A 21,751-nucleotide genomic window follows, 5' to 3' on the forward strand; every position below is an offset into this window, starting at 1 on the left:
TTATGTGGATAGAAATATCTGCGAGCCCTAAGCAGACCCGCAGGACACTCTTTTAATTAAAAGATGAACCTGACGCTAACCCTCAGGAATTATCAGATTTGCGACCGCCACTGTGGCTGTTCTGCCCACCTTTCTTGCCGGCTTCAGATGCACGTTGCGGATCGTTTTTAAAGTTCCCACCGCTATGCTGACCACCTTTTCGGCCCGCTTCAGATGCTTTATCTCGGTCTTCAGCGAAATTACCGGAACCACCACGATGCTCTGCCATATATCATCTCATATATTGGTTGTGTCAGTCAGATACAAATTTTATTTCGTATCCATCGTTGTTCAGTGCTTAACGTTAGTGGTTGTCTGAGTTTAGTCAAATTAAATCCCTGCTTGCCGTCTGAGCAGGTTGTGTTATTTTTCAACTGATTATGAAAAACACCGCCTCGTTTATTCTTTATTTTACTTTGCAATAAAGTAAGACTAACGCACTGACATAAGAGAGAATTAAAAGCCTCGTAATTAAATCAGGATAAATCTCATCATTCACGCGTTCGACCTTAGAGAATTTAGCCGCAGCGAGTCATTAAGACACAGTTCGTCAATTTTGTTCTACGCTTAATAGCTCTGATGAGAAAATAATGAGAGGTAACTGAATGGCTGACAAATATAATGGGAAATCGGAAACAAATAAAACGAATTCAGCACGTTTTCCCGCTCCGCCTTTTCCACACCAAAAACAACCTTTTCCGGGGCTTGCCGGGAAAATGCAACCACTTCCGGATCATGGTGAAGAAAGCTATCAGGGCAGCGGTCGGCTTACCGGTAAGAAAGTGTTAATTACCGGCGGGGATTCCGGTATTGGCCGGGCAGTGGCAATTGCTTATGCCCGCGAAGGGGCGGATGTGGCAATCAATTATCTGCCCGATGAAGAAAAAGATGCTCGCGAGGTCGTCGCACTGATTAAACAAGCAGGAAGACAAGCCGTGGCGCTTCCTGGCGATATCCGCGATGAATCGTTTTGCCGGCAGCTGGTCAGTCAGGCAGCAGAATCTTTAGGCGGGCTCGATATTCTGGTTAACAACGCCGGGCGCCAGCAATTTTGTGAGTCGATCGAAAACCTCACCACGGAGGCGTTTGATGCCACCTTTAAAACGAATGTCTACGCCATGTTCTGGATTACAAAAGCGGCAATCCCCCACCTCCAGACGGGTAGCGTAATTATCAATACCTCCTCGGTGCAGGCCTATGAGCCCAGTGAGATCCTGCTGGACTATGCGCAGACTAAGGCGGCGATCGTGGCTTTTACGAAATCGCTGGCAAAACAACTGGCGTCGAAAGGTATCCGGGTAAACGCCGTTGCCCCCGGTCCTTACTGGACAGCGTTGCAGTGTTGTGGAGGTCAGCCACAGGAGAAAATCGAGCAATTTGGTGCCAATGCGCCGCTCGGTCGTCCTGGTCAGCCCGTTGAGATTGCGCCGTTGTATGTCACCCTGGCTTCTGCGGAGAACAGCTATACCTCCGGGCAGGTCTGGTGTTCTGACGGCGGTACCGGGACGTTATAACCCGTTATTTGCCGCTCATTTCTTTCAGGAGAAAAGTTGACGCAGGCACAGCCTGCTTAGGCAGAGGTGTGACGTATCCCTTTTAATGCAGTCCTTTAACAACCACCAGGAGATCAAATGACTGACTTAAATGAACGCGTTGAAATCCTTGAGAAAGCCATTGATGATTTGACCCTCGACCTGCATGCCTCACAGGTGGCTATCAATGTGTTATCCACGGTGATAAGCAGCATGAGTAGCGAACCGGGCTTGCTTGAGAAATCTTATGAGCAAACTAAAAGTTCTGCTCCCCTTGTCAGGTTCAACCACCCTGTTCGGGAGGGCTACGAGGAAGAGCTGACCCGAAGAATATTAGGCTTGCTCTCCACGACAGAACAGAAAGCTTAATCCAACCAGGGCACGAGATTCTCTAAAGGGGATGCTGGTACCGACACGTTTTTTTCAAATAATGAAGCCCGCGTTTGCTGCGCGGGCTTTTATTAACGATTAATCAGCGCAATCAGAAACTGTAGCGGATGCCCAGTTGGCCACTGTAAGGCGTCTCGATATGTTGGCCTTTTTCGTAGCTCACCTCTCCCCAGGCGGACCACCGATCGTTCAGTTTTGCTGTCATCCCCAGGCCGTATTTACCGCTTGTGCCAGACAGATCGTTGGTAAACTTCTCGGTGTGGTTAATAACGACATCATTGTTCTTCATAAACTCATGACGAACAGCCAGTCTCGCGTAAGGCTGCACCATTGTCCCATCCGCCAACGCCACATTCTTACCGAAGGTTAACCCCGTTTCCCCTTTCAGAGACCGGGTTGCATCCGCTTTAACCGACATGCCGCTGTCGAGTTTGTAATGGGTTCTGTCCCCCATAAACCACGATGCCTGAATGTACGGTTCTACAAACCAGCTCTCCAGCGCAATATGCTTCCCGGCTTCGACAGACAGGCCTCCGCCAACGGTATTATCTTTCGCATGTGTGCGTCCGCCGTTGAAGTAAGGGTTATTCTCAGTGCGGAAATAGTTAGCTTTCAATACGCCATCAACGTAATAACCGCTGTTGTGTAACCAGGTCGTATACAGCCCGATGCCATAACTGTCAGCTTTACCATTTGTGCTGGATGCGTCGAGATCTGCACGCGTATAAGAAGTCATACTGCCCACAATGAATGCGCTATCTTCCAACGCAAAACGCGTATCACCACCGAACATCACGCCATTCACATCCTGACGGTAACCTACGTGCTCTGTGGATACACGGTAGCGGCTACTGATATATTTGCCCCAGACGCCATTTTCATGGTCACGCATCTGACGAATTTCACCGAGGCGTGTCCGCAGCGTTGTCAGCTCAGCATCCCATAGGGTGGGGGTCACATTCGCCATGGCAATTACCGCTTTAGCGCTTTCTGATAAATCCGGTTTTACCTCTGGTTCTGGAGTCGGAGAAGGGCCTGGACCTGGATCAGGGTTGGGGCCTGGCTCTGGCGTATTCGCTTGTGGCGACAGATACCAGTTGTCTTTGTCGCTGTCAGCGCCGTGCACCAGATAGTACTTATATGCGCCAAGATCGACGCTGCCGTTTGTCATCGCAAACGTATTGGCCACACTCCCGTTCGCATAAATCAGATGGTAAGGCGCAGCAGCGCGACTACGTAACTCACTTCCTGAATCCTGCACTGTGACATTAAATTGCCCGCTGACAGATTCAGAAACATTCAGAAAATCGCCTGTGCCACCGGATAAATTGGTGTTCATGACGAAAGTACCGTTACCCTCAAGCGTGGTGAGTTCCAGACGGCTAAACTGCCCCGCCGTGTGACCCTCTGACGCGCTAAAATTGACCACGCCATTGTTCGTTAAGGCTTTAATCGTAGCGACGGATTCGGTGGTGTCAGCATTGTGTTTCAGGTAGAGAACCGACGAGGGGCTTTGTAAGTCCACGGCGGCAGCCCAGGCCCCCTTGCCCAGATTTCCTGTCCAGTCATGTACGCTTCCGCCTTCCATCGTCAGCGAACCCTCTTCTACCGTCAGCGCGTCAGTTGAATAACCGCCATAGGCAATCAGGCTGCTCCCGCCATTGCGAAGCGTTGTGTTCGAAATATGTCCCCGCGCGAGCACCTCCTGGCGTCCGCCATCAATGACCGTGTTACTGGCTTCACCGTACCAGGCGAGCTGCTGGAGGCCTCCGGCATGAACGGTTGTATTGGTCGCGTTGGCGCGAATACCGCCCGTCCAGCCTTCCTGCTCAACCCAGTTTCCACCGGACCAACCGCCTTTCTGACCATTAACCAGTTGCGTACCGTAGACCTGCGTCCCGTCGGCATTACCGGTTTGAATTCGTTGCAACCCTCCCGCATGAATGGTGGCGTCCTTCGCCTGTTGTCCGTTGACGCGCACTGTTGAATTGCTGTCGGAAATCCAGTCTCCACCACTCCATTGACCGTCTACGCCAGTGATCACCTGCGTACCATAAACCTGCGCATTTTCTGAAATTCCGGAGGTAATCGTTTGTCGCGCGCCCGCATACACCGTGGTATCCCGGTCAGCGACGTATTCAGCGCCTTTTCCGCTATAAACCTGCTGGAATGCGCCGTTATACAGGAATGTGTCCAGAGCCAGCCCGCTGGCAAGCTGATAGCTGCCCGCGCCAATATGCGAGTTTTTCGCGGTCCCGCTGTAAATAATCTGCTGACCGCCATTTTGCACAATCGTATCTTCAACCAGCGCGGTGCTGGTGACAGAAAGCACCTGCGTGCCGCCATCAATGAGGTTCGCCTGGGCATAGCCACGCCCCCCCACAGTCTGTCTTCCGCCTGTTTTCACCACGGTGTCATAGGCTTCGGAATCGCCATTCAGCGTAAGGGCGCCGTTATTTTCAACCAGCGTATGGAAGGCTTTACCACCACTGTTCAGTTGTAAAACCCCCGTTTCAATATTCCCTTTGCTATTGGTGTATTCGCCTTTAACCGTGGTATTCACCGCTTCAGAACCCGCTGCATCATAAATACCGTCGCCGATATTAAGCTGAACAGAGTTTAACGTATTGTTGTAACTGTACGACTCATTTAATAACGTCACGACCTGTTTGGAATATGCGGGGTTAAGCAGGACGATTTCCTGGTTCGCAATATATTTTTTGTCTTTGATGGAAAAAGTGGAATAGCCTTTTTCCCACGTTTCTTTCACCCAATCCCAGTGATTGGTATAGTCCGGATTCGACGTCAGATCGCCCGGCATCGTAGTTGTTTGTACGGGAGGATAAGGCGTGGGGAGCGTTTCTGCCGCCGCAAGCGGATACGCCGTTAAGCATAATGCAGGGAAAAAAGCATGGTAAAAGACGCGTTTCATATCTAAATCCATAGTTAATAAAGTCCATATTTGACGAGCACTTCTCTGCGGCTTATGAAAGTGTCATGGGCCGGCCGAAGAAAAGAAAACTGATTTTTGAGCGTGTTATTCAGTTCGGAATAAGCAGATGTTCGAGTTTCTTTACTTTGAATTTACGAGCAACAGTGGTTTTCCATCCTTGCAAGGTGGAATAAGCGCGGCAATGTTTCTCCTGTAAATAACTCATACTTCCGCCTTCAAGATAATGTCGCAGAAGCAAAACATCTCTTGAGGAGAGCCGACAGGCTGGTCCCGGGAATGACCACACGATTTGACGCCCCGTCGCGACAGTGTCCAGACCGCGGATGATATCGTTAATAGAACAACGCGATTCAAAGATGGCGCTAACAGCCTGGCATTTCAGGTGCCAGAAAAAAGCCAGTGGCATGAGTCGTTGGCTGGAAATAATGATCAGCTGATAACCACTCTTACTCAATTGAGAGAATGATCGAAAGAAACTCTTTAATGTGTAGCTATTAAGGTGAATAAACAGGTAGTCTGAGCCGGAATGAGAATTAATCAATTTCCTGGACAGAACGGAAATTCCCCTGGAAAAATAAAAATCATTTTCAGGCCAACTGGCGATATGGCACTTCTTTACATATTCCTTTGTCATACAGATTATGCTCCCTATATCAAGGACAGCCCGTTCATTTATTCTCAGTAGGGAGTCTGTTATCCGGCGAGATTATTTATTCTGACATAGTCCGGCACGCCCACTCTGTTGCTGTCGGTATAATATTGATTCAACCAGAATAGTACATGAGCAATATTGATTGTCAAACCTGATCGATAAAACAAAACCAATAGACAAAGGCTATTACTGGAGAAATATCGATCGTTGTAATCGATCTTTTTTTCGGAATTTACCTTACTGATTGTAGGTAAAACAAAAAGATACATAAAATTAAATTTTTGGTAAAATTCCTATATTTCAGCTAGTTACGTAAAATTATATATTCGATATGAAATATTTAGTTACACAAATATGAAAATTGCTTGCATGGCCCCATCCAGACGATACCTCCCCTTCAGACACCGGGTTCGAGGCTTCAGAGGGCGAGCGAGCGCCGTATGCCTTTTCCACTTAATGCCCGTCTGTTCCTGGTTAACGCTATGACAGAGCCGCATTTTGACTGTCTTATTAAATAGAACACTTTCTAAATTTTAAAATAAGAATCCCTTTTAACCTTCAGGAATATTGAATAAAAAACATCAGCAATAATAAATATAAAACCGCTAAACGCTATTCTGCATTTACCGTATTAAAAATAGTTATCATTTTCAAACTTAAATATTGGAAATATCTCGCGCTGTTTAATGCGTCTGTCGCGCCTGTTTCATCGCAAATTAGCGAGAAAATCGTCCGACAGTGAATACCGGTCAGTGCTGATGAATGCGCCAGGAACCGGGCGCACCGTTAAAACATGGCTTTGCCTTTCCACAATCCCCTTCCAACATCGTGAGCCATGTCAGTAAGACGCTACACTGTCAGTGGTACATTATCGCGTTTTGTAATTTTCTGATTTTACGGAGAAATGATGGAACTGCTTTTATTGAGTAACTCGACGTTGCCAGGTAAAGACTGGATGGAACACGCGCTGCCGCTGATTGCGGAACAGTTGAACGGTCGCCGCTCGGCGGTGTTTATTCCCTTCGCAGGCGTGACCCAGACCTGGGATGAGTACACGGAAAAAACGGCAGCGATTTTCGCCCCCATGGGCGTCAAGGTGGTGGGCATTCACAGCGTCGCCGATCCGCTGGCGGCAATTGAAAATGCGGAAGTGGTGATCGTCGGCGGAGGGAATACCTTCCAGTTGCTGAAAGAGAGCCGCGAACGCGGATTGCTGGCGCCGATGGTTGACGTGGTAAAACGCGGTGCGCTGTACATCGGCTGGAGCGCGGGTGCGAACCTCGCCTGCCAGACCATCCGCACCACCAACGACATGCCGATTGTCGATCCAAAAGGTTTCGATGCGCTGGGCCTGTTCCCGCTACAGATTAACCCGCATTTCACCAACGCGCTGCCGGAAGGTCATAAAGGCGAAACGCGTGAACAGCGTATTCGCGAGCTACTGGTTGTCGCGCCAGAACTGACGGTGATCGGTCTGCCGGAAGGGAACTGGATTAAAGTGAGCAAAGGCCAGGCGGTGCTTGGCGGCCCGAACACCACGTACGTGTTCGAAGCCGGTAAAGATGCGGTTGCCATTGAAGCTGGTCACTGCTTTTAACCGACGTTGCCGGATGGCGGTGTAAACGCCTTATCCGGCCTACAGATTGCGCTCATTGTAGGCCGGATAAACGCTGCGCCATTCGGCATTACCGCCGGTTAGTAATCATCCCGCTCATCGTCTTCGTCCGGCTGTTCCAGCACGCTGTAGGCCACAGAACAGAACAGCGAGTTCAGACGCTGCATATCGCCCAGTAACCCCAGGTGCAGGGAACTGGTCTCAATGCTTTGTACGTTTTGCTGATGCAGACGGTCTACGTGCGCATGCGAGTAACGACGGTTCAGGATCCGGAAACGATGTTTGCTACGGCGCAACCGGCGGGCGCTGGTCACGTCGCCGGAGAAGAACACCGACATCGCCAGTTGCAGATTGCTGAGCAGTTGGTCATAGAGCGCATCCAGCTCTTTTAACCCCTCAATCGAAAACGCCCGACGCGCCGCCAGCGACTTGTCGGCAATTTCACTGCCCATGCGCTCCACAATATCCGACGCCTGTTCAAGGTTGAGCGACATCTCGATAATCTCCGCCCAGCGGCGCGACTCCTCCTCCGCCAGTTCCTCTTTCGGCATTCGCGCCAGGTAGAGCTTAATGGCGGTGTAGAGCACGTTAATGTCATCCGCCATTTTGCGCAGCTCTTTCTCTTCACGCGGCTCGCCGTGCATCACCCTTTTCAGCCCTTCCATCATCTGTTCCATCGCATCGCCGATACGCAGCGCTTCACGGGCGGCATTGGCCAGAGCAAGGGTCGGCGTATCCAGCGCGCTAACGTCCAGGTGCTTCGGCTTGAGATGTGCATCCAGTTCCGGCTCGTCGCGGATGATGCGCTTACAGAAGCGCGCCATCGGCTCGGCAAAAGGAATCATCGCCAGGCAGCGCACCAGGTTGTAGAAGACGTGGAAATAGATCACCAGCTCGGATTTCGGCAGCGGCAATTCATCCATCAGATTCGCCAGTGGGTGTACAAACGGCAGAATAATCAGGCTGCCCACCAGCTTGAACAGCAGACTGCCGAGCGCGACGCGGCGAGCAGCGGCATTGGCCGCGCTGTTGTTGAGCATCGCCAGCAGGCCGGAGCCAAGGTTGGCGCCAATCACCAGACACAGCGCCACAGGGAAGGAGATGATCCCCGCCGCCGTCAGGGTGGCCGTTAGCAGTACCGCCGCCAGGCTGGAGTAACTGATTATCGCGAACATCGCGCCAATTAGCGCATCCAGCATGATATCGCCGGTCAGCGAGGCGAAAATCACCTGCACGCCGTTGGCCTGCGTCATGGGCGTGACGGCCTGGACAATCAGCTCCAGCGCCAGCAGGATCAGGCCAAGGCCGATACCCACCCGCCCCAGTTGCCCGGCGCGTGATTGTTTACGCCCGAGGAAGAAGATCACGCCGATAAAAATCAGCAGCGGCGACAGCCATGATAAATCGAAGGTGAGAATACGCGCCATCAGCGCGGTCCCCACGTCAGCGCCGAGCACAATCACCAGCGCAGGCGTCAGCGCGACAAGATCCTGGGCGACAAACGAGGTCACCAGCATGGTGGTGGCGTTACTGCTTTGTACCAGCGCAGTGACGCCAATCCCCGCGCAGAAGGCGAGCGGTTTCTTTTCAACGCTACGGCTCAGAACGGTACGCAGGCGAGCGCCAAACACCCGCATGACGCCAGTACGAACAATATGGGTACCCCAGACCAGCAGGGCGACAGCAGAAAGCAGGTGGAGCAAAGTTAACACGGAATCAGGTACTCCTTATTGTTATAGGTTCCCGGGACTCATGGCGCCAGCATCATGCCTGATGACGCTGCGCTTATCAGGCCTACAAATAAGCCCGGTAAGCCGGATAAGGCGCATACGCCGCCATCCGGCAAGTAACGTTCATGAGCCTTCTTCCAGTATAAGGGTTTAAACGCAAGAAAGAGACAGGGTGCCCGGTGAGCACCCTGTTAGTTGTAAGGAAAGATGACAGTTTCGTGACATCCTGTCGGGATTTCCCCGCTCACGTCATGCCGAACGTCTGTGATACCACCATAGCGACCCCACTTTGCCGCATTCGGATAACAGAAATCCGGACAGCGCCAACGCTTCCGAATGGCTGCCGATGAGCGAGAAAAACAGGGGAAACAGTGAGACCGAGCAGGTCAGTGACGCAAAGCGTAAAACCTCCTGAATGCCCAGCAGGATATAATTCAATCTATCTTTAAACAGAAACAAATATGCGGTGTAGACGAGCGAAATCTTCATTAACAGGCCAACGAAGAAGACGATCTGGATCGCTGCGCCGGGTCCTTCACTCGCCCCAAAAGCGGAAAAGGTGTGGGTGAAATTAGCCACATCCGAATAAAAGGGTACGTTGCCCTGACGCGTGGACAGCCAGAAATATGCGCCCAGCGCCAGCAGATCCATCAGCCCCCAGAATAAGAGAATTTTATTTCGGGTTTTGAACAGGCTAAACATGTTACATGGCCTCCGTTGCCATTACGTTTCCCACCAGCGCCGCTGAACGGCTGACGCTGACGGGAAACGCCCGGACCGATCAGTCGGCGTCATAGCCCAGGTTAGGGGCCAGCCAGCGTTCAACCTCAGAGACGCTCATCCCTTTACGGAAAGCATAGTCTTCTACCTGATCGCGCTGAATCTGCGCGACCGCGTAGTACTTGCTGTCCGGATGACTGAAGTACCAGCCGGAGACCGATGCGCCAGGCCACATGGCGAAGGATTCGGTGAGCTTCATGCCGGTGTGTTTTTCCACATCCAGCAACTGCCAGATGGTGCCTTTCTCGGTGTGCTCCGGACAGGCCGGATACCCTGGAGCCGGACGAATCCCCTGGTAGTTTTCGCGAATCAACTCCTCGTTACTGAGGTTCTCGTTGGCCGCATAGCCCCAGTAGACCTTACGCACGCGCTCATGCAGGTATTCCGCGAAGGCTTCCGCCAGACGGTCGGCAAGCGCTTTCACCATGATCTTGTTGTAATCATCGTGCTGCGCTTCAAACGCATCAGCCAGCGCGTCTTCCTCCAGACCTCCCGTCACCGCAAAGGCACCGATGTAGTCCGCTTTACTGGACAGCTTCGGCGCCACGAAATCAGACAGGCAGTAGTTGGCAAAGCCCACTTTTTCGGTCTGCTGACGCAGATGATGACTGACCGTCAGCACGTGAGTACGCGTTTCATCGCGATAGATTTCAATGTCATCGCCCACACGGTTTGCCGGAAACAGCCCCACCACGCCGCGCGGATTCAGCGCCTTCTCCGCGCTCAGTTTATCCAGCATGTCGTTAGCATCGTTAAACAGGCGCTTCGCCTCAACGCCGACCACTTCATCTTCCAGAATGCGCGGATATTTCCCGGCCAGCGACCAAGTCATAAAGAACGGGGTCCAGTCGATGTAGTTACGCAGCGTTTCGATGCTGGCTTCGACCTCCTGCACGCCCAGACGATGCGCCACCGGCGGAGTATAGTTTTCCCAGTCAAACGCCAGATCGTTTTCACGCGCGGCCGCCAGTGTCACCGGCGGCGTACGCGGTTTCTTACGCCCATGCTGGATACGCACGGTTTCATACTCTTTGCGGGTACGGGCGACAAAGTCATCGCGCTGGGTATCGGAAAGCAGCGCGGCGACCACGCCGACGGTGCGCGAGGCGTTCTGCACGTAAACCGTGGGGCCACTGTAGTTCTGCTCGATTTTCACCGCCGTATGCGCTTTCGAGGTCGTCGCCCCGCCAATCAGCAGCGGAATGGTGAAACCCTGACGCTCCATCTCTTTCGCCACGTTGACCATTTCGTCCAGCGACGGGGTAATCAGCCCGGAAAGGCCGATCAGATCGGCATTCACCTCTTTCGCGGTTCTGAGGATCTTCTCTGCCGGCACCATCACGCCAAGATCGACGATCTCGTAGTTGTTACATTGCAGGACCACGCCAACAATGTTCTTACCGATATCGTGAACGTCGCCCTTCACGGTGGCGATCACCATTTTACCGTTGCTGGAGCCTTTCTCTTTGCTGGCTTCGATAAACGGTTCGAGATACGCCACCGCCTGTTTCATTACGCGAGCGGATTTCACCACCTGCGGCAGGAACATCTTGCCCTCGCCAAACAGGTCGCCGACGACGTTCATACCGTCCATCAGCGGCCCTTCAATCACTTCAATCGGACGGGCGGCCTGCTGACGCGCCTCTTCGGTGTCCTGCTCAATAAATTCGGTGATGCCTTTAACCAGCGAGTATTCGAGGCGTTTTTTCACTTCCCAGGTGCGCCATTCCGCCAGTTGGGCGTTGGCCGTCTCATCGCTCTTGCTGCCACGGTATTTCTCCGCCAGTTCCAGCAGTCGCTCAGTGCCGTCATCACGACGGTTGAGGATCACGTCCTCGACCGCGTCGCGCAGGTCAGCCGGCAAATCGTCGTAAATCGCCAACTGTCCGGCGTTCACAATCCCCATGTCCATACCGTTGCGAATGGCGTAGTAAAGGAACACCGCGTGAATGGCTTCACGTACCGGGTCGTTACCGCGGAACGAGAACGAAACGTTGGACACGCCGCCAGAGATCAGCGCATGCGGTAGCTCGCGTTTGATGTCTTCACACGCGCCGATAAAGTCCTGCGCGTAGTTGTTGTGCTCTTCAATCCCGGTCGCTACCGCGAAAATATTCGGGTCGAAAATAATGTCTTCCGGCGGGAAGCCCACTTCTTCGGTGAGAATCTTGTACGCACGGCGGCAAATCTCGATTTTACGCGCGCGGGTATCCGCCTGGCCCTGTTCATCAAAGGCCATCACCACTACCGCCGCACCGTAGCGACGCAGCAGCTTCGCGTGGTGGGTGAAGATCTCAACCCCCTCTTTCATGGAGATAGAGTTAACGATGCCTTTCCCCTGAATGCACTTCAGCCCTTTCTCGATGACTTCCCATTTTGAGGAGTCAATCATGATCGGCACACGAGCAATATCCGGCTCACCGGCAATCAGGTTGAGGAAGCGCACCATCGCCGCTTCGGCGTCGAGCATCCCCTCATCCATGTTGATATCGATAATCTGCGCACCGCTTTCGACCTGCTGACGGGCAACATCCAGCGCTTCGTTGTATTTTTCTTCTTTGATCAGGCGCTTAAATTTGGCGGAACCGGTGACGTTGGTACGTTCACCGACGTTCACAAACAGGCTGTCGTCGCCAATATTCAGCGGCTCGAGACCGGACAGGCGGCAGGCGACGGGGATCTCCGGCAACTGACGTGGCGCCAATCCCTCGACGGCGCGGCTCATCGCCGCAATGTGTTCCGGAGTGGTACCGCAGCAGCCGCCAACGATGTTCAGGAAACCCGCTTCGGCCCACTCGCGGATCTGACCCGCCATCGTATCGGCGTCCAGATCGTATTCACCGAAAGCGTTGGGCAACCCGGCGTTCGGGTGCGCCGTCACGTAGCATTCGGCAATACGTGAAAGCTCTTGCACATACTGGCGCAGTTCGTCCGGTCCCAGCGCACAGTTGAGACCGAAGGTAAGAGGCTCGGCATGGCGCAGGGAGTTATAAAACGCCTCCGTTGTCTGACCGGAAAGCGTACGGCCTGAAGCATCGGTGATGGTGCCGGAAATCATGATCGGCAGGTCGACGCCCAGCGCCTCCAGCTCCTCTTTAACGGCGAAAATCGCCGCTTTCGCGTTCAGCGTATCAAAGACGGTTTCAATTAAAATCAGATCACTGCCGCCTTCCACCAGCGCTTTGGTGGATTCGCGGTAAGCGGCCACCAACTGGTCAAAGGTGATATTACGGAATGCCGGATCATTCACATCCGGCGAGATCGACGCGGTCCGGTTGGTTGGGCCGAGAACGCCCGCAACATAGCGTGGTTTTTCCGGGGTGCGTGCGGTCCACTCATCAGCACAGGCGCGCGCCAGTTTCGCGGCGGCAAAGTTGATCTCCGCCGACAGGGATTCCATCTGGTAATCCGCCATTGCGATAGGAGTGGAGTTGAAGGTGTTGGTTTCAATGATGTCCGCGCCCGCGTCAAAATACGCGTTGTGTATGGCAGCAATCACCTCTGGCTTGCTAAGCACCAGCAGGTCATTATTACCTTTCAGGTCGCACGGCCAGTCGGCAAAGCGTTCACCACGGAAATCCTCTTCACTCAGACGGTAGCTCTGGATCATCGTACCCATGCCGCCGTCCAGCACCAGAATACGTTCATTTAACTGCGCACGCAGTTGTTCAACTTTGCTGCTCACACTTGCTCCCGACAACGCTCAACCAGACCGAAAAAGTCAACAAAACATAGTGGCATAAACAGGGCTGACGGAAAAGCCAACAACGGGCAACATGAGACATGTTCAGCTTCACTCATCCGATCAGTACAAGACTTCTTGCATTATAATTGAATAAAACGAAAATGATTTCCACGATACAGAAAAGGAGTCCGCTATGGTTGCACCCGTTCCCGCCAAACGCGGCAGAAAACCCGCTGCGACAGCCGCCCCCGCTGCCGGACAGGTTCAGTCGCTGACCCGTGGCCTGAAACTACTGGAATGGATCGCGGAATCCAACGGCAGCGTGGCGTTGACCGAACTGGCACAGCAGGCTGGTTTGCCAAACTCCACCACTCACCGTTTACTCACCACCATGCAGCAGCAGGGCTTTGTGCGTCAGGTGGGCGATCTTGGGCACTGGGCGATAGGCGCGCACGCGTTCATCGTCGGCAGCAGCTTTTTACAGAGCCGCAATCTGCTGGCAATCGTCCATCCGATTCTGCGCAAACTGATGGAGGATTCCGGTGAAACGGTAAATCTGGCGGTGTTGGATCAGAGTGACCATCAGGCGATTATCATTGACCAGGTGCAGTGTACCCAACTGATGCGCATGTCTGCACCGATTGGCGGTAAGCTGCCGATGCACGCCTCTGGCGCAGGCAAAGCGTTTTTAGCGCAGCTGAGTGAAGAACAGGTAACCCAGTTGCTGCACCGCAAAGGGCTGCATGCGTACACCCACGCGACGCTGGTCTCCCCGGTTCATCTGAAGGACGACCTCGCCCAGACCCGCAAGCGCGGTTATTCCTTTGATGATGAGGAGCATGCACTCGGTTTGCGCTGCGTGGCGTCGTGCATTTTTGACGAGCATCGCGAGCCGTTCGCGGCGATCTCTATCTCCGGCCCGATTTCGCGCATCACCGACGACCGCGTTACCGAGTTTGGCGCGATGGTGATCAAGGCGGCGAAAGAAGTCACGCTGGCGTACGGCGGGATCCGGTAAGCAAAATCCCCCTGAGAGGCATTATCAGTAGGCCTGATAAGCATAGCGCCATCAGGCAGATCAGCGCATCCAGCCGGATGGCGACGTAAACGTCTTATCCGGCCTACGGTTGGAGTTTGGTAGGCCTGATAAGCATAGCGCCATCAGGCAGATCGGCGCATATTGCCGGATGGCGTCGTAAGCGCCTTATCCGGCCTACAGTAATCAGGTAAACCGTACGCTGAATCGCTGGCGACGGCGATAGGCGTAAACATCTTCCACATGCCCTTCGCGAATACGCGTCTGCAGGCCGCGCCAATAGTCGGCGCTGAACAGGTCGGCGTGCATCTCCTCAAACAGTGGCCGGATTCGCGGGTCGGCGCACAGCCAGTGACGAAACTCCTCAGGAAACACATCGCCCGGCGACACGCTGTACCACGGCTCACCCGACAGCTCATCTTCCGGGTAGCGCGGCGGTGGGATATGGCGGAAATTCACTTCCGTCATGTAGCAGATTTCGTCGTAATCGTAGAACACCACGCGACCATGACGGGTGACGCCGAAATTTTTGAACAGCATGTCGCCGGGGAAAATATTGGCCGCGGCAAGCTGGCGGATCGCGTTGCCATACTCCTCAATCGCATCCCGCAACTGCTGGCCTTCCACCTGCTCAAGCCAGATATTGAGCGGCACCATCCGCCGCTCAATATAAAGATGACGGATGACAATCTGCTCGCCAAGGTCAGTAATCTTTTCCGGCACTTCCTCAAACAACAGCGCCATCAGCGCCGGATCGATCTGGCGTTTGTCCAGTACGAAGTTTTCGAACTCCTGAGTATCCGCCATGCGCCCCACGCGATCGTGCTCTTTTACCAGTTGATAGCAGGCGCGTACGTGAGCGGCAGACATCTCTTTCTGCGGCGCGAACTTATCTTTGATAATTTTGAATACCCGGTCAAAGCCCGGCAGCGTAAAGACCAGCATCACCATCCCGCGTATGCCCGGAGCTTCAATAAACTGCTCATCGCAGTTGCGCAGATACAACAGATACTCGCGATAGCTCTCGGTCTTCGCATGTTTCTGACAGCCAATCGCCATGTATAACTCTGCGGTGGTTTTTCCCGGCAGGATCTCGCGCAGCCATTCCACCAGCGCGGCGGGCAGCGGCGCATACACCATAAAATAGGAGCGGGCGAAACCGAACACGATGCTGGCTTCTGCCGTGGTGGTCAGGCAGGTATCCACAAACAGTTCACCCTCATCGGTACGATGAATCGGCAGTAAAAAAGGCAGCGTGGCCGTTGGCGTGATGAGTTTGCCAACCAGCCAGGCGGCTTTGTTGCGATAAAACAGCTCGTTTGCCACCTGTAGACGACAGTGTTGCAAGGTCTCTTCGCCAAAGGTTTCGCGCAGATGCATGATGATGTAGCGAATATCTCGCCCTTTGTTCTGCCAGGGCAGACGCAGCGGCAGATCGCTAAGAATGCGGGTGAGCAGCGGTTCCCATCCATGATCGGGGAAGAAATCTTTCGCCAGAGGACGCGGGATCGTCCGAAAACGGCGTTCCGGCTGGGAGCTAAAAATAAAGAGCCGCTCGGGAGTGAGCGAGCGGTGGTCAAATAACCGGCAATATACGGAGTTAAAAAAGCTCTCCGCAATCTCGAAGCGCGGGTAATCCGGCAGGAGCCCGGTGTAATGCTCTTTTACACGCAGCAAAAACGCGGCGTCGGTACTTTTGCCGCCAGTAATGCAGCGCAGTTGTTCCACCACCAGACCCACATGGTGATCGTAGAGGTGAATACGGCTTTTCATCGCCTGCTGCACGGCATGCCAGTCGGCCTGTTCAAAGCGCTGTTGCGCGCCGGAGGTCACTTCCAGAAATCGACCATACTGGGCGTCGAAACCTTGCAAAATCGTCTGAGCAATCAGTAACTCCAGGCCACGCGTCATCGCTTCTCCCCATCCGGCGCAACGTCATGCCGGATGGCGCGTTTGCTTATCCGGCCTACATCCCTTCGTAGGCCCGGTAAGCGCAGCGCCACCGGGCATTAATCAGAACTGCGATTCTTCGGTCGAACCGGTCAACGCGGTCACCGATGATGCACCGCCCTGAATGATGGTGGTGACTTTATCGAAGTAGCCGGTGCCCACTTCCTGTTGGTGAGAGACGAAGGTGTAACCGTCCGGGCCTGCGGCGAATTCTGGCTGCTGTACCTTTTCAACGTAATGCTTCATGCCTTCGCCCTGTGCGTACGAACGCGCGAGGTCGAACATGTTGAACCACATGCTGTGGATACCCGCCAGGGTGATGAACTGGTACTTGTAGCCCATATCGGACAACTGTTGCTGGAAGCTGGCGATGGTCTTGTCGTCCAGATTCTTCTGCCAGTTAAACGACGGCGAGCAGTTGTAGGCCAGCAGTTTACCTGGATACTTCGCGTGAATGGCATCGGCAAAACGCTTCGCCAGTTCAAGATCCGGCGTGGAGGTTTCACACCAGACCAGGTCGGCATACGGGGCGTAGGCCAGACCACGGCTGATCGCCTGCTCAATGCCAGCATGCGTACGGAAGAAGCCTTCACTGGTACGCTCACCGGTAATAAATTCGCTGTCGTACGGGTCGCAGTCGGAAGTGATCAGATCCGCCGCATCCGCATCGGTACGGGCGATCACCAGTGTCGGTACGCCCATGACGTCAGCCGCCAGACGCGCAGCCACCAGTTTCTGAATCGCTTCCTGAGTCGGCACCAGCACTTTACCGCCCATATGGCCGCACTTCTTCACCGACGCCAGCTGATCTTCGAAGTGAACAGCCGCTGCACCGGCTTCAATCATCGATTTCATCAGCTCAAAGGCATTCAGTACGCCACCAAAACCGGCTTCCGCATCGGCAACGATCGGCAGAAAGTAATCCACATAGCGCGGATCGTTCGGTTCAATACCGCTGGACCACTGGATCTGATCCGCACGACGGAAGGTGTTGTTGATCCGATCCACCACTGCCGGAACAGAGTTTGCCGGGTAGAGTGATTGATCCGGGTACATGCTGGATGCCAGGTTAGCGTCCGCCGCGACCTGCCAGCCCGACAGATACACCGCTTCGATGCCCGCTTTTGCCTGCTGCAACGCCTGGCCGCCGGTCAGCGCACCGAGGCTGTTGATGTAGCCTTTTTTTGATTCACCGTGCAGCAGGCGCCACATTTTGGCCGCGCCCAACTGTGCCAGCGTGCATTCCGGGTTGACCGAGCCGCGTAATTTCACCACGTCCTCCGCGCTGTACGGGCGACGGATGCCTTCCCAGCGCGGTTGTGTCCATTCTTTCTGTAATTCTTCGATCTGTTGGGTACGGGTTTTCATGTGCAGATGCTCCATATTATCTTCCTGGCTTCCCAGGCGTTATTGGTGAAGGCAGTTTGGTCACGGCCTGCGCGCAAAAAACCGGAGCGTACTAAGAGTACGTGAGGATTTTGAGCACAGCCCAGGGCCAAAATGGCGAACAAAATAGCCTGGGCAATTAAGCCAGCAGGCGGTAGCCTGGCAACGTCAGGAAATCGATTAATTCGTCAGAGGTGGTGATTTGTTCCATCAGGCGCGCGGCATCGTCAAAACGGCCGCTGCTGTAGCGGTGTTCGCCCAGTTCGTCCTGGATGACCCGCATCTCTTCAGCCAACATCTGGCGGAACAGCGCCTTAGTGACCGGTTTACCATTGCTCAGGGTTTTCTCGTGATGGATCCACTGCCAGATTGACGTACGGGAGATTTCCGCCGTCGCTGCATCTTCCATCAGGCCATAAATCGGCACGCAGCCGTTGCCAGAGATCCACGCCTCGATGTACTGCACCGCAACGCGAATATTGGCGCGCATCCCCTCTTCGGTACGCTCGCCTTCACACGGTGCCAGCAATTGTTCTGCGGTAATCGGCGCGTCTTCATCACGGGTCACAAACAGTTGGTTTTTGTTCTCGCCCAACACCTCGTTGAAGACCGCCATCGCGGTATCCGCCAGACCAGGATGCGCAATCCACGTGCCGTCGTGGCCATTATTGGCTTCCAGCGCTTTATCCGCTTTCACCTTGCTGAGCACCTGATTGTTGCGTTCAACGTCTTTGCTCGGGATGAATGCCGCCATACCGCCCATCGCGAAGGCGCCACGCCTGTGGCAGGTTTTAATCAGCAGACGCGAATAGGCGCTGAGGAAGGGCTTATCCATCGTCACTACCTGGCGGTCCGGCAGAACGCGATCCGGATGATTCTTCAACGTTTTGATATAACTGAAAATGTAGTCCCAACGCCCACAGTTCAGGCCGACGATATGATCGCGCAGCGCGTGCAGGATCTCATCCATCTGGAACACCGCCGGCAGGGTTTCAATCAGCAGTGTGGCTTTAATCGTACCGCGCGACAGATTGAAACGATCTTCGGTATAGCTGAAGACTTCACTCCACCAGGCCGCTTCCTGCCACGCCTGCGTTTTCGGCAGGTAAAAATAGGGACCGCTGCCTTTAGCCAGTAATGATTTGTAGTTATGGAAGAAATAGAGAGCAAAGTCGAACAAGCTGCCGGGGATCGCTTCACCGCGCCAGGTCACATGTTTTTCCGGCAGGTGCAGGCCGCGCACACGACAAATCAGTAAAGCCGGATCGGGTTTCAATTGATAGATTTTGCCGGCTTCATTGGTGTAGCTGATGGTGCCGTTTACCGCGTCGCGCAGGTTGATATGCCCGTCGATCACTTTGCTCCATTCCGGTGCCAGCGAATCTTCGAAATCGGCCATAAAAACCTTCACATTCGCGTTCAGCGCATTGATAACCATCTTGCGCTCAACCGGCCCGGTAATTTCAACCCGGCGATCCTGTAAATCCGCCGGAATGCCGCGAATTTTCCAGTCATCATTTCTAATGGAAACAGTTTCCGAAATAAAATCAGGCAATATACCGTTGTCGATATCCTGCTGCTGCTGAATACGAGCCGCGAGCAGCTTATTGCGCTTTGCCGTAAAGCGCGCCACCAGTTCGGTAAGGAATTCGACCGCTTCAGCGGTCAGGATCTGCTTCTCTGACTCACCGTAAGGCCTGGTAAAGATCAATTCATCGGTAGTCGTTGCCTGTTGATTCATTCTGTAACTCCTCGTCATTGATAACAAAGCATTCCCAATGCGAACGAAGGATCGTTGTGCGCTTTTCGTTCAGCACAACTAAGACTACTCATTTCAAAATCAAAATCAAAAACAATTTCCATTTTTAATTAAATTATCAATTAACCTATTGATAACAATAAAAATAAAGTTTAATTACAAGATGAGGTGTATTTCGGAAATAAAAAAGGCACCCGAAGGTGCCTGATTCAATATGCTGAAACGCTTTAGGATCGTCAGCGACAGACGATTAATCCAGCGTTGGATTCATGTGACGCAGATCATATGGCGTGATCTGATAGACGTAATAGTTGAGCCAGTTGATAAACAGCAAATTACCGTGGCTTCGCCAGGTGGCGCGAGGTTTGTTTTGGGGATCGTTTTTCGGAAAATAGTTGTACGGAATCTCTGGACTTAACCCGGCTTCTACATCACGGAAATATTCGCTGCCCAACGTGTTAGCGTCATATTCCGGATGACCCGTGACAAACGCAATGCGTTTATCTTTACTGGCAAACAGGTAGGCATCACCATTCTCAGTCTCGGCGAGGATCTCAAGATCGGTATAGTCACGGATCAGCACAGCCGGGAAATCAGCGTAGCGCGAATGCGGGGCGAGGAATGAATCATCAAAACCCCGCGTCAGCAGTGCGTGAGGGTGAAGAATATGATGCTCATAAACGCCAGAGAGCTTGTCGGTGCGGGTCTGCTTCGGAATACCGTAGAGGATATTGAGTGCGGCTTGTACCGCCCAACAGACAAACAGCGTTGAGGTGACATGATCTTTCGCCCATTCCAGCACCTGTTTGATCTGTGGCCAGTAGGCAACATCATTGAACTCCACTAGACCCAGCGGCGCACCGGTGACGATCAGTCCATCGAAGTTTTGATCGCAGATGTCCTCAAAGTTACAGTAAAAGTTGTTCAGGTGTTCGGCTGGCGTATTACGCGACTCACGGGCATCAATGCGCAGTAACTGAACATCCACCTGCAGCGGAGAGTTCGACAGGAGACGCAAAAACTGATTTTCCGTTTCGATTTTCTTCGGCATCAGGTTGAGGATTAGCACCTTGAGCGGACGAATTTCCTGACCTGAAGCGCGGGAAGTCGTCATGACAAAGACGTTTTCCTCACGCAAGAAATTGACGGCGGGTAGCTCGTCCTGCACGCGAATCGGCATAACCTGATAACCTCACTACATACGTTTAAACGTTTAGACATCCAGATAGCTGAAGATACCCAGAAATTACGCCAATGTCGAGTCTGCATGTTAAAGGTGAGAAAGTTTCACGACGACGGATACGTTAGAATATAAGCATAACGAAAAGGAGAGAATATGGTTATTAACATCCGCCGATCCCGGCATGATGAAGGAGAAAAACTGATTGCGATCTGGTGTCGTTCGGTCGACGCCACTCATGATTTTCTGTCTAAAGAATACCGTATCGAGCTGGAGGAGTTAGTCCGCTCGTTTTTACCCGAAGCGCCTTTATGGGTCGCCGCTAATGAGCAGGATGAGCCCGTCGCATTTATGTTACTCACCGGTGATCATATGGATGCGCTGTTTGTTGATCCCGACGTTCGGGGCCGTGGCGTAGGTAAGCTGTTGATTGAGCATGCGCTTTCGTTAGCACCCGCGTTAACAACTCACGTGAACGAACAGAATGAACAAGCCGTTGGGTTCTATAAGAAGATGGGATTCTGGGTGACGGGGCGCGCAGAGGTCGATGATCTTGGGCGGCCGTATCCGTTATTGCATTTACGCTACCACGGTGGCTCGCCCTGCCTGTAGGCCGGATAAGGCGAAGCCGCCATCCGGCATTTTCCGTGGTGCACAGACGCAAAAAAGCCCATCCGTCAGGATGGGCTTTTTCACTGTTTGATGCCTGGCAGTTCCCTACTCTCACATGGGGAGACCCCACACTACCATCGGCGCTACGGCGTTTCACTTCTGAGTTCGGCATGGGGTCAGGTGGGACCACCGCGCTACAGCCGCCAGGCAAATTCTTTGTACTCTGTCCTGTGTCTTTTACACTGATACTGCGTTGGCTGCTCTTGCGAACGTCAGTCACATACCTTTGTATGCTCCTTCCGTCGCTGCGTTTGCCGCCTTGTCTCAGCGTAAAATCCTTCAGGACTCTGAATCCAGGCTGAAAATTGTCTCTGTCTCTCACGCCAAAACACCTTCGGCGTTGTAAGGTTAAGCCTCACGGTTCATTAGTACCGGTTAGCTCAACGCATCGC

The 21,751-nt window shown here is 53.2% G+C and carries 15 protein-coding genes, 1 rRNA gene and 1 pseudogene; 6 read left to right on the top strand and 11 right to left on the bottom strand.

Annotated elements, in window-relative coordinates:
• Positions 1–82: 82 nt before the first annotated feature.
• Positions 83–268 (bottom strand): con-10 family general stress protein, encoded by a 186-nt coding sequence (locus tag OGY35_RS13065; RefSeq protein WP_178825068.1) that lies wholly within the window; start codon positions 266–268, stop codon positions 83–85.
• Between the two features lie 376 nt (positions 269–644).
• Here OGY35_RS13065 and OGY35_RS13070 point away from each other — a divergent pair, with 376 nt between their 5' ends.
• Together OGY35_RS13070 and OGY35_RS13075 are read left to right on the top strand one after the other, a co-directional pair.
• The gene (locus tag OGY35_RS13070) at positions 645–1,553 is read left to right on the top strand and encodes an SDR family oxidoreductase (RefSeq protein ID WP_286632469.1); all 909 of its coding nucleotides are present in this window, start codon (positions 645–647) and stop codon (positions 1,551–1,553) included.
• Between the two features lie 117 nt (positions 1,554–1,670).
• Positions 1,671–1,940, top strand: coding sequence for a hypothetical protein (locus OGY35_RS13075; protein WP_178825072.1), 270 nt, complete (start codon positions 1,671–1,673; stop codon positions 1,938–1,940).
• Positions 1,941–2,052: 112 nt separating this feature from the next.
• Here OGY35_RS13075 and OGY35_RS13080 read toward each other — a convergent pair whose 3' ends face one another.
• Positions 2,053–4,893 carry an autotransporter outer membrane beta-barrel domain-containing protein gene (locus OGY35_RS13080; protein ID WP_286632470.1) on the bottom strand — a complete coding sequence of 947 codons (2,841 nt, stop codon included), beginning with the start codon at positions 4,891–4,893 and terminating at the stop codon, positions 2,053–2,055.
• Positions 4,894–5,002: 109 nt separating this feature from the next.
• Positions 5,003–5,548: a hypothetical protein gene (locus OGY35_RS13085; RefSeq protein WP_286632471.1), complete on the bottom strand. Its 546-nt coding sequence runs from the start codon at positions 5,546–5,548 to the stop codon at positions 5,003–5,005.
• A gap of 925 nt (positions 5,549–6,473) precedes the next feature.
• Between OGY35_RS13085 and pepE the strand changes: the two genes are divergently transcribed.
• Entirely contained in the window at positions 6,474–7,163 is a 690-nt protein-coding gene (pepE, locus tag OGY35_RS13090; protein ID WP_286632480.1) for a dipeptidase PepE, read from the top strand.
• 98 nt (positions 7,164–7,261) lie between these two features.
• Here the strand turns inward: pepE and OGY35_RS13095 are convergent, their stop codons facing one another.
• The gene (locus OGY35_RS13095) at positions 7,262–8,893 is read right to left on the bottom strand and encodes a Na/Pi cotransporter family protein (RefSeq protein WP_152401361.1); all 1,632 of its coding nucleotides are present in this window, start codon (positions 8,891–8,893) and stop codon (positions 7,262–7,264) included.
• Positions 8,894–8,950: 57 nt separating this feature from the next.
• On the opposite strand from OGY35_RS13095, the pseudogene OGY35_RS24585 reads away from it, so the two are divergent.
• Positions 8,951–9,031 (top strand): annotated as a pseudogene (locus OGY35_RS24585) (hypothetical protein); the annotation flags it as partial.
• A 129-nt stretch (positions 9,032–9,160) separates the two neighbouring features.
• On the opposite strand, the gene OGY35_RS13100 reads toward OGY35_RS24585, so the two are convergent.
• Positions 9,161–9,562, bottom strand: a complete 402-nt coding sequence (locus OGY35_RS13100) for a hypothetical protein (RefSeq protein WP_286632472.1) — start codon at positions 9,560–9,562, stop codon at positions 9,161–9,163.
• A gap of 130 nt (positions 9,563–9,692) precedes the next feature.
• On the bottom strand, positions 9,693–13,376 hold the full coding sequence (gene metH, locus OGY35_RS13105) for a methionine synthase (RefSeq protein ID WP_286632473.1): 3,684 nt from the start codon (positions 13,374–13,376) through the stop codon (positions 9,693–9,695).
• A 193-nt stretch (positions 13,377–13,569) separates the two neighbouring features.
• Here metH and iclR point away from each other — a divergent pair, with 193 nt between their 5' ends.
• Positions 13,570–14,394, top strand: a complete 825-nt coding sequence (gene iclR / locus OGY35_RS13110) for a glyoxylate bypass operon transcriptional repressor IclR (protein ID WP_286632474.1) — start codon at positions 13,570–13,572, stop codon at positions 14,392–14,394.
• A 204-nt stretch (positions 14,395–14,598) separates the two neighbouring features.
• Here iclR and aceK read toward each other — a convergent pair whose 3' ends face one another.
• From aceK to metA, 4 genes are all read right to left on the bottom strand, one after another.
• Complete coding sequence (gene aceK / locus OGY35_RS13115) at positions 14,599–16,323, bottom strand: bifunctional isocitrate dehydrogenase kinase/phosphatase (RefSeq protein WP_286632475.1); 1,725 nt, start codon at positions 16,321–16,323, stop codon at positions 14,599–14,601.
• 102 nt (positions 16,324–16,425) lie between these two features.
• Positions 16,426–17,730, bottom strand: coding sequence for an isocitrate lyase (gene aceA, locus OGY35_RS13120; protein WP_286632481.1), 1,305 nt, complete (start codon positions 17,728–17,730; stop codon positions 16,426–16,428).
• 157 nt (positions 17,731–17,887) lie between these two features.
• Positions 17,888–19,489 carry a malate synthase A gene (gene aceB / locus OGY35_RS13125; RefSeq protein WP_152401351.1) on the bottom strand — a complete coding sequence of 534 codons (1,602 nt, stop codon included), beginning with the start codon at positions 19,487–19,489 and terminating at the stop codon, positions 17,888–17,890.
• Between the two features lie 268 nt (positions 19,490–19,757).
• A complete protein-coding gene (metA, locus tag OGY35_RS13130; RefSeq protein WP_152401349.1) occupies positions 19,758–20,687 on the bottom strand; it encodes a homoserine O-acetyltransferase MetA in 930 nt (309 codons plus the stop codon).
• Positions 20,688–20,843: 156 nt separating this feature from the next.
• Here metA and OGY35_RS13135 point away from each other — a divergent pair, with 156 nt between their 5' ends.
• Positions 20,844–21,299, top strand: a complete 456-nt coding sequence (locus OGY35_RS13135) for an acetyltransferase (protein ID WP_286632476.1) — start codon at positions 20,844–20,846, stop codon at positions 21,297–21,299.
• 92 nt (positions 21,300–21,391) lie between these two features.
• On the opposite strand, the gene rrf is transcribed toward OGY35_RS13135, so the two are convergent.
• Positions 21,392–21,507, bottom strand: a 5S ribosomal RNA gene (rrf, locus tag OGY35_RS13140).
• Positions 21,508–21,751 lie beyond the last annotated feature (244 nt).

The organism is Citrobacter sp. Ct235 (assembly GCF_030332305.1).
Classification (GTDB): Bacteria; Pseudomonadota; Gammaproteobacteria; order Enterobacterales; family Enterobacteriaceae; genus Citrobacter_A; species Citrobacter_A telavivensis.